The following is a 12,122-nucleotide window of genomic DNA, read 5'->3' as shown; positions in this document are numbered from 1 at the left end:
CCTAACACTAGGATATTTTCTTGTCAACGTGTTTGTTTCATCGAAAAAAGACCACGGTTCAGTGGTCTTTTCGATCTTCTTTTAAGACAAAATGCATTTCAGCAATTTGTTGATATTGTTGTACTTCTTGTAATGAAAATCTAGATTCCTGATCCGTTGGAAGGAAAAGAGGAATTCCTTTTCCAATCATGACAGGTACGATTTGAAGAAAAAGCTCATCGACCAATCTTGCTTTTAATAAAGGCTGAAGCAGTTCCCCGCCGCCTACAATCCAGATATGTTGGCCTTTTTCATTTTTTAAACTTGTGATAAATGATAAGAGATCTTCGCGAATGATGTGTGTTCCTTTATGACTATCTTGTAAAGTGCGTGAAACGATATAGCAGGTCTTTTCTTCATAAGGAAATTCATCAGGTGAGAGCTTAAGAACCTGCTCATATGTCTTACGCCCCATGATGAGCGTATCGACTGACGCATAAAAGTCATCATATCTCGTTTCCTCTTCGCCCTCTGTTCCGATTAGCCAATCGAGACGGTGATCCTCTCTCGCTAAATAACCATCGATACTCATCGCCCCATAAAAAAGCAGCTTCCTTTTTTCACTCAATCTCATCACTCCCTACCCCTAAATAAGAACATACATTCTTATTGTAGCAGAAAGGAAAGAGAAAGGATACCTTGCTTTCTCTCTTCTTACGATTCCTGTTCCACCTTGACGAGAAGCTCGTACAATTTGTGTGCGAGCTTGCCGGCATCGACTGTCATGCCTTCATGAATCCATTCTTCAAGTACACCAACGACACCAGACACGACAAAAGAGGCCTCAATCTGTTCATTCTCCGTAATATGACGCTGATCAAGCTGCCACTCTTTCATGATTTTTCCTTTAAAAAACGCTTTAAATTGATTCGTCGTTGGACCATTGGGTTTAACAAATAACGTCAGCATATATTGATTCTCTTTCAAATACTCTGTGGTTTTGTTTAAAAAGGAAAGCATATCAAGCGGGTCCTGACTTGGAAAGGTTTCATCATATAATCCGCCAAGCTGATCGAATAGTTCTTTCTCAAGCTGTTCATATAAATCAAACACATCATGATAATGCAAATAAAAGGTACCTCGCCCTAAATCCGCTTTTCTTGATAGCTCTGATACTGTAATCTGCTGCACCTCTTTTTCCTTTAAAAGCTCAAGAAAGCTTTCCCTGATCGCCTTTTTTGTTTTGATTGTTCGTCTATCCTTCATGAGACGGCCCTCCATTTTTGAACAATTTGGCCCCAGTTGTCTATTTTTGTACAAGAGATCAGCTATTGCCGATGTTCGTATGATTTTCTCTTCATTATAGTCGACATATGTTCACTAATCTATATCTGTTCAAAAAGGGAGGACCTACTGATGTTTCAATTTAGAATGGCTAGAGAAGATGAACTGCCTCAAGTGGCAGAGTTGTTATATGATTCGTTTCAGGATTATACATTTTTTGATTTGTTATGTGAAAGGGTCTCAAAGCGGTCTGCTTTCGCCCGTCAGCTGCATTTGATCAACACAAAAGTGTATTTTCAGCATCAAATCTGTTTTGTCGGGGTTGAGAACGAGCAAATTGTGTCTGCAGCCCTTTTAAAACACCCGCACCTTCCTGAACCAGGCATCATGGATTATATTTTATCAGGTGGGTTAAAGCTGCTCTTTACAGGCAGCATATCAGCCATTCAGCATGTGTTCAGTATTTTAAAACAGGCAAAAAAAGCGTGTTTTTCCTTAAAGAAACCTTATTGGTATCTAGAAGCGCTTGTCGTCGCAAAAAACCAGCAAGGGAAAAAACTCGGAAGCTGCATGTTAAAACAATGTCTCTTCCCCTTTATCGCTCGACAAGGTGGTGGATTGTTCACGCTGATTACACACAGCGAGGCCAATCGTCAGTTCTACCGGAAAAATGGGTGGGTGGAGTTTGATGAAAGAGTATTGCGCGGAAAGGAAATGTTCTTAGAAAGCTGGAGCTATAAAACTGTGATTAACTAAGGTATCCTCTTCAGGTGATGATATAATAGAAACAGTTCAATCAATGATCATACTTGGAGGAGAGACTGATGATACGACGACTTGATCATATCGTGTTGACTGTACAACATATGGAGGAAACCATTCGCTTTTATACAAACGTATTAGGGATGAAAGAAGAGACTTTTAGAGAAGGCCGTAAAGCTCTTCGTTTTGGTTTACAAAAGATCAACCTTCATGAAGACGGTCATGAATTCGAACCAAAAGCTGCTCATCCCCTTCCTGGATCTGCTGATTTATGCTTTATCACCGATTTAGATATGGACAGTTTGCTGCTGCACCTTCGAAAGCAGGTCGTTCCAATCGAAGAGGGGCCAGTCAGGCGCACTGGTACATTAGGTCCAATTGAATCCGTTTATATCCGTGATCCTGATATGAATTTAATTGAAATCTCTCGATATATAGAGGAGGGTGAACAGTCATGACTCGTTTATTTTTGAGACCGATTGAAGAGCACGATTATCCCGGTATTCAAAGAGGATGCCAGCATAAAGAAACACTTTATATGACTGGCACACGCAAAACGTTCACACTAGAAGAAATTCAATCAGCCTATACCCGCTTTCTGCAGGATGACAGCAGACGAGATTTCGCTATTTGTCTGCTTGACACGAAAGAAATGATTGGGGATGCGGCGATTGTGGATATTGACCCGATGAACCGTACTGCAAGCTTTCGGATTGCACTTCATGGCCCAGAACATTTTCAAAAAGGCTATGGCACTGAGGCTGTTCGGATGGTACAAGCATTCGCCTTTGACACATTAGAACTCAACCGTCTTGAGCTTGAAGTCTTTTCTCATAATCCAAGAGCTTTTCGCAGCTATGAGAAAGCCGGATTTCAATATGAAGGAAAAAGACGTCAAGCGCTCTATTTCAATGGTACTTATTCAGATGTCATCATCATGGGCATTCTGCGTGAAGAATACGATCAAATCAACAATGGAGATACCCCTGCTTAAGAAGGGTCATCTTTTTTTAAAAAATTGAATCCCTGTGACAATGATCAAACAAATCATTGAAGCTAGAATAATAGAGACGCTTGATATACTGAGCGCTATCCCTTCCCATCTGCCAATGAAGAAACTACTGATCAATAAGATCAATCCAAACAGGGTGATACATATAGGAAGAATCAGCCCAGCATTTCGGTATCTGCGTCTTTTTCCTACCCACCACGAGAGACAAAGCACAAGGATTGTAAAAATGGCGGTTTGCAGCCAGAACATGTTACATCAACTCCTATTCTCTTTTTTATCCTATGAAAATGGAGGTTCTCCCAATGAACATTAGACCCATTCAACAAAAAGACAATCCGTATATTGCGGCCATTATTCGCCAGTCACTAGAATCAGCGAATCTTGCGATTGAAGGTACAGCCTACACAGATCCACACCTTGATCAGCTTTTCGAATACTATCAGTCATTGACTCATGCAGCCTATTGGGTTGCTGAAGAGCATGGTGACATTGTGGGCGGCGCAGGCATTGCCCCTTTTACAGATGGCATATGTGAGTTACAAAAGCTTTATTTAAGTCCAAAGGCACAAGGAAAAGGTGCGGGCAAAAAACTGATGGATACGGCACTGCGATATGCATCTACAACCTACGAAGCCTGTTATTTAGAAACCCGTAGTGAATTAACAGCAGCCACCGGTCTTTATCAACGATATGGCTTTTCTCTTCTTTCTGAGCCGATAGAAGGCTCAGAGCATTCTGCGATGGATGCTTGGTATCTCAAAACCTTCTCATCATGAGCCATAAAACAATCAATAGGTTTTTGTCCACTGAAAGCCTAGCCTCTCTGCCAGTTTGGTCGAAGCTAGGTGATGGACATCGCAATCCCAATGCGGCGTCCTGCCATTTTCTAGACAGGTGCTGACCTGCTAACAATGCCACCCCTTTTCCTCTATAGGCTTCATCTGTCCAAATATCTAACTCAACACGACCTTCACTTGAAAAAATGGAGATACATTCACTGACCACTTGCTCCCCATGTGTTATAATCCCAATTCCTTTGATAGAAAGCGAGCCGTTTCTCCCCAATATGTTTCGTAATAGCTATGAGAGAACGCCCTGCTTGCAGTGATCACCTGTTCATTCGTGCGCTTCTCCCCTATACCCCTGATGAGAAGCAGGCAGATGAGGAAATGTCGATGGAAAACAAGACGCATGACTTTGCATCTCATTCAGGTGTGAGCCAATAATGAAAGCTCTGCTTCTGCCTTGCCTGCTACATAATAAATGCCGCATGCTGCCTCGAGAAAATAAACAAGAGGCTGTTCTACATCATCCACATAAAGATCTCCTTGTATGATGCCATCCATAATCGAATCTACAAATACTGGATATGCCGGGTCGATCCGTCGTATTCCCTCTTTCACCAATGCTGCTCTTTGTTGATCCAAGAGATGCAAGATCACCCTTCCATTCAAAACGTGCTCTTTCTTTCATTATAGATAAAAAAGCTGTGGGCATGCAGTAACTCTTTGCAACAAATAGAATTCTTCTGCATCAAAATAAAAAAATGGCACAGGCATTGAATCACCTGAAGCCACAATCTTAAAGTCTCAGATTGTTGACAAAGGGCTAAAATAAAGTTCATTTTAGCCCTTTGTCTTCTTTTCAGCGTGATGAAAACCTTTGCAGTCTAGGAAGGACGAGTACTGGAGCGAATTTGACATTCGTGAGCACCGGCACGCAGGACTGACAACGAATGCGAGGGTTTGTCTACACGCTGAAGAGACCTTAATTGAAAGGTCTCTTGTGTCTTTCTGCTTCATTTCGTTATTCTGCGGCTGCCTCTTCCGCTGCGTTCCCCTTCCAAATAAGGGTTAAGCCTAATCCAAGAAATAAGACAACACCTGCGAATAAAAATGGGAAATGAATATTTTGATCGAATAGAATGCCGCCAAGCGCTGGTCCGAAAATCGTGCCAAGGCTTGTGTAAGTGGAGTTCATCCCTGCGACAAACCCTTGCTGATTGCCAGCGATTTTAGATAAGAATGTCGTTAATGCTGGCCGTAATAAATCAAACGCAAGGAAAATGACACACGTGACGATTAGTACGACCATAAACCCTGAAACGACAGTCGACACGAAAGCTAAGATCGCCCCGACGATTAAGCATAACTGGATGACTCTTTTTTCCCCAAGAGCATTCACCAATTTACCGAAGACAAGCACTTGGATGATGACCGCAACAATCGAGCTGACGGTAATGATAATCGCAATATCTTTCGGTCCAAAACCAAACTTATGATTTGTAAACAAGCTAAAGACCGTTTCGTATGCGGATAGTCCAAACGCCAGCACAAACACAATGATGAAGGCGATGAGATAGCTTGGGTGAATGGATTTTTTCAAATCTTTAAAGAAGGTAGATTCCGTTACTTGTTCCATTTGCTTCGCTCGCTCTTCTTTTGTTAATGGCTCCTTCAGCATCAACATAGACGAAATGACGGCAATAAACGCAATACCTGCTGCAAAGAAAAATGGCAGACGAACGCCGTATTCTGCAATAAACCCGCCAATTCCCGGTCCAATGATGAAGCCGGTACTAATGGCCGCAGATACATATCCCATCGCCTTTGATCTTTCTTGAACGGTCGTGATATCTGCGACATAGGCGGTGACAGCCGGCATGATAAACGCCGCACTAATGCCGCCTAGAACCCTCGCAAAGTAAAGAACATACACATGTGTCCCTAAGCCAAAGACGAGTTCTGATAAAGCGAATAGAAACAGCCCTGACACAATCATAATCTTTCTACCGTAGCGGTCTACCCATCTTCCTGCAATAGGTGATGCAATGAGCTGAGCAACAGCAAACGCAGCCACAAGGTATCCCATCGTACTGCCTGTTAGGTGCATCACATTCATAAATAGCGGCATGACAGGAATAATGAGGCCGATGCCTAAAAACGCAATAAATATATTACTTAATAAAATAATGAGTACAGCTTTTTGCTCACGAATCGGTTTTTGCATGATGTTTGTTTCTCCTTTACTGACTCACTTGTTACTCATGATGGTTGATTCCGTGAATAAACAATGAGATCGCCTCTTTTTGTAACTCTTTTTTCTGCTTCATCGTGTCATTCTTATATAACACATCTAATCCGTAAAAAACGGAAAGTAATATTTTGACTTTTGACTCGACATGCTGGATCGACCAGCTGCCATCTTCGTTTCCTTCAAGCAAGATATCTCTCATCACATCATCAAAGTCCACATCAATTTTATTCAGCCGTTCCATGACTTCATCTGATGTAAATGCACTTGCACAAAATTCCTCGCTTGCTCTCATTAAAGGATAGTTAATCCCCATTTGACTCAGCAGCTCTGCAAATCCTGTGAGCTTATCTATGGCTCGATGCAGCGTTTGTTTCTCCTCATGCCACGTCTCCATCATCAAGCGATGATCCTCTTCCATGATATGAAGGAACAAAAACTCTTTTCCTTTAAAATGATGATAGAGATTGCCTTTACTAATCTCAGCAGCCTCTAAAATATCTCGCACGGATGTTTCTGAATATCCTTTTTTCGCAAATAAATCACGTGAAGCGGTGACAATTTTTTGCTTCGTCTTCTCACTCTTTCCAGCCCCGCTTTGTGCACTTGTCATCTATTAACAATCCCTTCTACTCTGCATTTCTTCATGCGGACAAAATAAAACCGACCAGTTGGTTTATTTTTTTATTATAAATGGATATTGTTCATAATACAATGAAAAAGTCATCGACTTCATGAGGAGTGGTTCATGTGAAAACAAACAAAACGGTCATTTGTGCCATCACTAAAAAAGACTTATCCTTGTTTTTCATTTATGACCTGTTCATTGCTACCTTGGCCTACTATCTGTTCAAATTCAAACTAACCGCATTTTATGAATGTGCGGGGGTCATGGGAAGTATTCTTTGCCCATTATTGTTGAAAAAGTGGTTGTACCGATGATTTCCTTTTCAAGTGAATTATCGTAAGTGACTATTCATTTAATTTTACTTAATATTTAATTTCACTTAAATATAAGGATTGTATATAATATAAGAGAGGAGAGGTGACGTCATTGGATGAAGAGATCATTCATTACAGTAAAAAAATCATTGAGTACTCGAATGCACTAGGCTCTATTTACGTAGAAGAGTATAAACGATTCTTAAAAAATGAATATGCAGATTTAACAAGCAAACAAGAGCTGACACTTGAATTATTACGGACAAAAACGAGAACAATCAATGAATTAGCTGATTACTTTTCGATCTCTGCTAGTGCAGCTAGCCAGCTCGTATCAAAGCTTGAACAGCTTGGCTATGTCAAACGAGAAATTAATCCACATAACCGAAGAGAAATCATTGTTGATTTTGCTCAAAAGGGCCTTGATTATCACAAGAATACGGAAGAAATACAATTGCACCTTATTCAAAAATACTATGCGAAGCTTCCAAAAGAAGATTTAAAAACATTATTATCTCTATACGAAAAAATCTATAAGATTGCAAAAGAAGCGCCTTAACACGGTGTTTTCCCACCAATATTTAAGTAAGATTAACTATTAAGGGGATGAAAGTATATGGACGTTATTCATTTGAAAGATGGACGCAGAATGGGTTTGATTGAATACGGTGATCTTGAAGGATTTCCAGTATTCTTTTTTCACGGAACACCTGGATCAAGAGTCATGTTTTTAGATGATGACCCAATCTCCAAAGAGCTTGGTGTACGTCTCATCTGTATAGACAGACCTGGATTTGGCTTATCTACCCCTCAACCTGACCGTACAATTTTAGACTGGGCAAAAGACGTGCTGGAAGTGGCAGACCATCTAGACATACACCATTTTTCAGTCATGGGTGTATCTGGAGGGGGCGCATTCGCTGCTGGTTGTGCCTATCAATTGCCCAATCGTATCCTTTCAGCCGCTCTGATCTCAAGTACAACTCCTTTTCAGGACGGAAGACCGCCTAAAAGTATGCTGAAAGAGAACAAATTAGCCTTTTTCCTTAGTAAAAGATTCCCTTGGCTCTTAAAAGCAAGCTATCGTGCACAGAAAAAACTGATTGAGAACAAACCAGAGAAATTTAAGAAGCTCACCAAGAATGGGAACAAACATTTACATCCTTGGGATCGTCAATTCCTTCAAACCGATGAGCAGCTCGAGCTGATGATGATGCATTTACACGAAGCCACTCGTCAATCGGTTGATGAATGTATTCATGAACCAGATTTACTCTCGCGTCCGTGGGCGTTCAATATGAAAGATATACAAATCCCTGTTGATGTATGGCATGGAAAAGAAGATACGATGGCTCCATTTGAAGAAATAGAAAAAATTGCTCCAACCATTCCAAACGCCAAAACATATTATATAGATCAAGCGGGACATTTTCTCACTGATGTAGACGATATTTGGCGAGATATTTTACTCTCTTTAAAAACGCGTGCTGAACATCATCATCAGGAACACGCATCAAACAAGACCCTATAAAATTCGGGTCTTTTTCTGATTAATACTGGTCATAATAGGTTTGCACTTTATCTGGATTTTTTGTTTCCGTCAGTGCCAGCATAAGTAGAATTCTCGCTTTTGATGGATTTAATGAATCAGATGAGACAAAGTGATGTTCATCATCCATCTTTTCATGTGTAACAATTCCATTTCCTGCGCGGCTTGATCTCACGATGACCACGTCTTTTTTCACAGCATCTGTTGCCCCTTTAATCGCTTCAGTGGACATCGTGCCATTTCCGGGTGCGGCCACAACAATGCCTTTCGCCCCTGCTTTTACTGCTGCATCATACACATATTTTTGATCATTTTGATAGCCATATAAGATATCAACTTGTGGCAATTCTTTTATTTTTGATACATCAAATTCGCTTTCAGTCGTATGTTTTCTTGTCGATTCGTTATAAAAAGAGACCACTTCACCAGCAATTTCTCCAATGTAGCCTTGCTCAAGTGACTTGAAGGAATCTGTAGTGGTGGTGTTCGTCTTTGTAATAAATCGAGCCGATGCAATTCGGTCATTTAATGTGACCATCACACCTTTGCCCTTTGCTTCTTTTGTGGATGCAACTTTGACAGCATGATACAAGTTAAGCGGCCCATCTGCACTAATTGCTGATGCTGGCCTCATTGAGCCGACAACCACAACGGGCTTATCACTTTTCACAACCAAATGTAAAAAATAAGCAGTCTCTTCAAGTGTATCTGTTCCATGTGTAACCACTATGCCGTCTACTTGATCATCATTTAAGAGTTGATTGACTCTTTTGGCTAATTTTAAAAGCAGAGCGTTATTGACATTTTCACTGCCAACATTCGCTACCTGCTCACCCGTGACGTTTGCAATATCCTTCAGCTGAGGAACGGAGGCAATCACTTTATCGATGCCAAGTGAACCGGATTTATATCCTGTTGTATCTGTATCACTATCTGAAGCACCTGCAATGGTCCCACCTGTCGCCAGTACCTTAATATTAGATAACGACTTGTTCCCTGTCTCAACAGCCGTCGTTTTGTCCTTTGTTTCATTGGTTGTGCTTTCTTGTTTGCTTTGATTATTCTCTTGAGTGTTCGAGTTTGCACAAGCTGCTGTCATTAGTAATGAAAGGGAAAGAAGGACAGCACCTAACCATTTTGTGACGTTCATTGGATCATCTCTTTTCTTAAATGTGATGGATGAAAGACTATATCTCTGTCTATAGGATTTACTTTATAACATTCCTTCATTCATCAGCATGAGGCAAAAGTTATAGAACCAATTGATGGAAAAAACTCTATATTTCCGATGAAATACTTTATAATAGAAGTTAAGTTATAAAAAATATACTATATAACATTAAATTTACCTTAATATCCTTATTTAGATATAGCAAATCTGAGTATCTAAATAAAGCACGTACACTATTAGGAAAAGCTAAAAGCAAAAATGTTTTAGAAAAGAAAAGCAAGAAAAAATTTAATGGTAAACACCGTTATTATAAATATAATAAAAAAACCAATGAATTTTTATCTGTTGAAAAACAAAAAGGGAAAGATGTCATTATCACTTTTTTCAAACCTAAAAGAGGAATTAACTATTGGAAGGATCAGTAGAAATGAATAAAAACATTTGTTTAATTTGTGGCTATAATGAATTAGAGGAAAGACCATACTATTCGGATTTCGCAGGTAGTAACGAAATTTGTCCATGTTGTGGTTTTGAATTTGGTGTGGATGATTTTGATTGTGATGAATTTGACCATGAAGGGTTAACAGATAAAGAAATTGTTGAAAAATCTCATGACATTTGGAGAAAACAGTGGATTGAAAACGGGATAGAATTATTCAATCCTAAAATCTTTTCTCCGGAGGTTCGAAACGGTAAATTTTTAAAAAGAGATTATTTAGTGCTTCAAATGAAAAAGAATTTAGGCTTAGATTTTAACGACATTTAAAATTTTTTAATTTGCATAACATTAAAAACCATTCAGGTTTTATCCTGAGTGGTTTTAAATTTCAAATGTACTCTTTCACTTCTAACAAAAAGCATGAAAAAAACGCCTAATGCAAAGGTTTTTTTAGCTGCTCTAGTATGTTTTCACAGTGATCCAAGTACGCTTGGCTAAGCAGGAAGTCTTTCGGTGCGGCGATCGCTGCTAATGTGATCAGGGTATTTGAATGATGAATGAGCGGATTCAGCATTGAATGCTCTACGCCTCTAATTGTTTGAACATGCAACCATTTAGGTGCTACTTCTTTTTCGTAGATCCTTTTTGTTTCAGCAGAATCTACATTTCGATCATTCTGCGCCAAAACCAAATAGGTCGGTGTTTGGATGCGCTTGATATCTGATGTGGCATCGGCTTTCATGTTCTTTTGAATGAATTCAAATCGATCTTTTGTCATCTCTTGAACGTCCGTTTTCTTTTGATATGTGCGAAATGCTGCACCTTCTACTAATAATTTGTTTTGCTCATCTTCTTTTTTGAGTGTTTTTTGAATTTGTTCTTTAGATGCATCCGCTTCTTTTAATGTTTGAAGTGTATAGTACCTTCCCTGTCTCATCCAATTGACAGCAGGTCCGACAAGGACGGAGGCTGTGATATCTGTTCGATCTGCCATTACTTTTGGGATCACCCAGCCCGCTTGGCTTGCTCCCCATAAGATGATTTGTTTTGATTGAAGATCAGGCTCTTTTTTCGCCCATTTGATCACATTGTCTACTTCTTTTGCACGATCCTCCATGGATTGATGGAGCCAGTTTCCTTCTGATTGACCCACCCCGGGCTTATTCCAGGAGATAGACGCATAGCCTTGCTTTGCAAAGCGTTCCATTAAGGGTCTGTATCCTCCGTCATATGTGGCATTTTGTGGACCATCCCCGTGTACAAAAAGCACAACTCCTTTGATTGGCGCTTTCTTAGGCGTGGTCACGATACCTGATAATGCCCCATTTTCTGTCTCCATGACGACTTCCTTTTCATTCATAGCAAAGCTGTTTTCATAAAATACAAATGCTGCAATAAAAATGAATGCCGCTGTAGCGATGATCAGCCAAATCCTTTTTTTCATCTTCTATTCCCCGCTCCCTGTTCAACTGTGTACACCATTGAATTTTGGTACGTGACAGAGACTGGTACATTCTCATATAAGATGATAGACGAAGGTTGTGCACTCTCTTGTGTAAAAGGTACTTCATGTAGAAAAGCCTCAATTTCTTCTATGACCTTCTCTTCATCTCCGGCTAAAAAGCTTTTGACCGCGTATGAACCTGCATCCAGTCTCACATCATAATCATGTTCATTTGATACATAATAAGAAATTGTTGTGTCATCTTGCAGATTGATCACATAATATCTCTCCTCAAAAAGAGACAGATCCAGCTCCTTTTGATGAACGATTTGTTTAAAGTCCAGCTCTGTTTCACCCTTTAGAAGATGATGCGGGATCTGTTTTAAATACCGAATTGGCCGATCTTGGATGGTTGTTTTATTAAGGTGAAGGCTGTTTTGAATCGACAGCATATGCTCCAGACGCTGTTTCACTTCGCTTAGTTCCTGTATTTGCTTCTCGACCTGA

At 40.0% G+C, this 12,122-nt stretch carries 16 protein-coding genes and 2 pseudogenes; 8 read left to right on the top strand and 10 right to left on the bottom strand.

The window, feature by feature from the left end; translation table 11 throughout:
* Nucleotides 1-58: 58 nt before the first annotated feature.
* Nucleotides 59-613: a dihydrofolate reductase family protein gene (locus ACYH0L_RS02810; RefSeq protein ID WP_099728635.1), complete on the bottom strand. Its 555-nt coding sequence runs from the start codon at nucleotides 611-613 to the stop codon at nucleotides 59-61.
* A gap of 80 nt (nucleotides 614-693) precedes the next feature.
* Entirely contained in the window at nucleotides 694-1,245 is a 552-nt protein-coding gene (locus ACYH0L_RS02805; RefSeq protein ID WP_099728634.1) for a TetR/AcrR family transcriptional regulator, read from the bottom strand.
* Nucleotides 1,246-1,395: 150 nt separating this feature from the next.
* Between ACYH0L_RS02805 and ACYH0L_RS02800 the strand changes: the two genes are divergently transcribed.
* From ACYH0L_RS02800 to ACYH0L_RS02790, 3 genes are all read left to right on the top strand, one after another.
* Entirely contained in the window at nucleotides 1,396-2,019 is a 624-nt protein-coding gene (locus tag ACYH0L_RS02800; protein WP_230031347.1) for a GNAT family N-acetyltransferase, read from the top strand.
* Nucleotides 2,020-2,087: 68 nt separating this feature from the next.
* Nucleotides 2,088-2,483: a VOC family protein gene (locus ACYH0L_RS02795; RefSeq protein WP_099728632.1), complete on the top strand. Its 396-nt coding sequence runs from the start codon at nucleotides 2,088-2,090 to the stop codon at nucleotides 2,481-2,483.
* The gene (locus tag ACYH0L_RS02790; RefSeq protein WP_099728631.1) at nucleotides 2,480-3,019 is read left to right on the top strand and encodes a GNAT family N-acetyltransferase; all 540 of its coding nucleotides are present in this window, start codon (nucleotides 2,480-2,482) and stop codon (nucleotides 3,017-3,019) included. The genes ACYH0L_RS02795 and ACYH0L_RS02790 overlap by 4 nt, the downstream gene beginning before the upstream one ends.
* A gap of 6 nt (nucleotides 3,020-3,025) precedes the next feature.
* On the opposite strand, the gene ACYH0L_RS02785 is transcribed toward ACYH0L_RS02790, so the two are convergent.
* Nucleotides 3,026-3,286 carry a YesK-like family protein gene (locus ACYH0L_RS02785; RefSeq protein ID WP_099728630.1) on the bottom strand — a complete coding sequence of 87 codons (261 nt, stop codon included), beginning with the start codon at nucleotides 3,284-3,286 and terminating at the stop codon, nucleotides 3,026-3,028.
* A gap of 53 nt (nucleotides 3,287-3,339) precedes the next feature.
* On the opposite strand from ACYH0L_RS02785, the gene ACYH0L_RS02780 reads away from it, so the two are divergent.
* The gene (locus ACYH0L_RS02780; RefSeq protein ID WP_230031345.1) at nucleotides 3,340-3,813 is read left to right on the top strand and encodes a GNAT family N-acetyltransferase; all 474 of its coding nucleotides are present in this window, start codon (nucleotides 3,340-3,342) and stop codon (nucleotides 3,811-3,813) included.
* Nucleotides 3,814-3,825: 12 nt separating this feature from the next.
* Here ACYH0L_RS02780 and ACYH0L_RS02775 read toward each other — a convergent pair.
* The 4 genes and pseudogenes from ACYH0L_RS02775 to ACYH0L_RS02760 form a co-directional block, all read right to left on the bottom strand.
* Nucleotides 3,826-4,042, bottom strand: a pseudogene (locus tag ACYH0L_RS02775) (GNAT family N-acetyltransferase).
* A gap of 203 nt (nucleotides 4,043-4,245) precedes the next feature.
* Nucleotides 4,246-4,464, bottom strand: coding sequence for a hypothetical protein (locus ACYH0L_RS02770; protein ID WP_230031344.1), 219 nt, complete (start codon nucleotides 4,462-4,464; stop codon nucleotides 4,246-4,248).
* A gap of 379 nt (nucleotides 4,465-4,843) precedes the next feature.
* Nucleotides 4,844-6,046: an MFS transporter gene (locus tag ACYH0L_RS02765; protein ID WP_230031343.1), complete on the bottom strand. Its 1,203-nt coding sequence runs from the start codon at nucleotides 6,044-6,046 to the stop codon at nucleotides 4,844-4,846.
* Between the two features lie 31 nt (nucleotides 6,047-6,077).
* A complete protein-coding gene (locus tag ACYH0L_RS02760) occupies nucleotides 6,078-6,683 on the bottom strand; it encodes a TetR/AcrR family transcriptional regulator (protein WP_099728627.1) in 606 nt (201 codons plus the stop codon).
* Between the two features lie 441 nt (nucleotides 6,684-7,124).
* Here ACYH0L_RS02760 and ACYH0L_RS02755 point away from each other — a divergent pair, with 441 nt between their 5' ends.
* Entirely contained in the window at nucleotides 7,125-7,571 is a 447-nt protein-coding gene (locus ACYH0L_RS02755) for a MarR family winged helix-turn-helix transcriptional regulator (RefSeq protein WP_180275562.1), read from the top strand.
* A gap of 57 nt (nucleotides 7,572-7,628) precedes the next feature.
* Nucleotides 7,629-8,543 carry an alpha/beta fold hydrolase gene (locus ACYH0L_RS02750; protein ID WP_099728624.1) on the top strand — a complete coding sequence of 305 codons (915 nt, stop codon included), beginning with the start codon at nucleotides 7,629-7,631 and terminating at the stop codon, nucleotides 8,541-8,543.
* Between the two features lie 19 nt (nucleotides 8,544-8,562).
* Here the strand turns inward: ACYH0L_RS02750 and ACYH0L_RS02745 are convergent, their stop codons facing one another.
* A complete protein-coding gene (locus ACYH0L_RS02745) occupies nucleotides 8,563-9,711 on the bottom strand; it encodes a type II asparaginase (protein ID WP_283775143.1) in 1,149 nt (382 codons plus the stop codon).
* 221 nt (nucleotides 9,712-9,932) lie between these two features.
* On the opposite strand from ACYH0L_RS02745, the pseudogene ACYH0L_RS02740 reads away from it, so the two are divergent.
* A pseudogene (locus tag ACYH0L_RS02740) lies at nucleotides 9,933-10,157 on the top strand (SAR2788 family putative toxin); the annotation flags it as partial.
* Nucleotides 10,142-10,498 (top strand): hypothetical protein, encoded by a 357-nt coding sequence (locus ACYH0L_RS02735; RefSeq protein ID WP_230031341.1) that lies wholly within the window; start codon nucleotides 10,142-10,144, stop codon nucleotides 10,496-10,498. The pseudogene ACYH0L_RS02740 and the gene ACYH0L_RS02735, both read left to right, overlap by 16 nt.
* 106 nt (nucleotides 10,499-10,604) lie before the next feature.
* Here ACYH0L_RS02735 and ACYH0L_RS02730 read toward each other — a convergent pair whose 3' ends face one another.
* Together ACYH0L_RS02730 and ACYH0L_RS02725 are read right to left on the bottom strand one after the other, a co-directional pair.
* A complete protein-coding gene (locus ACYH0L_RS02730; protein WP_230031340.1) occupies nucleotides 10,605-11,615 on the bottom strand; it encodes an alpha/beta hydrolase family protein in 1,011 nt (336 codons plus the stop codon).
* Nucleotides 11,612-12,088: a hypothetical protein gene (locus ACYH0L_RS02725; RefSeq protein WP_230031339.1), complete on the bottom strand. Its 477-nt coding sequence runs from the start codon at nucleotides 12,086-12,088 to the stop codon at nucleotides 11,612-11,614. Before ACYH0L_RS02725 ends, ACYH0L_RS02730 begins: the two co-directional genes overlap by 4 nt.
* Nucleotides 12,089-12,122 lie beyond the last annotated feature (34 nt).

The sequence above is a fragment of the Bacillus sp. MC1252 genome, assembly GCF_056838025.1.
This window is presented reverse-complemented; position numbering and strand designations above follow the sequence as displayed.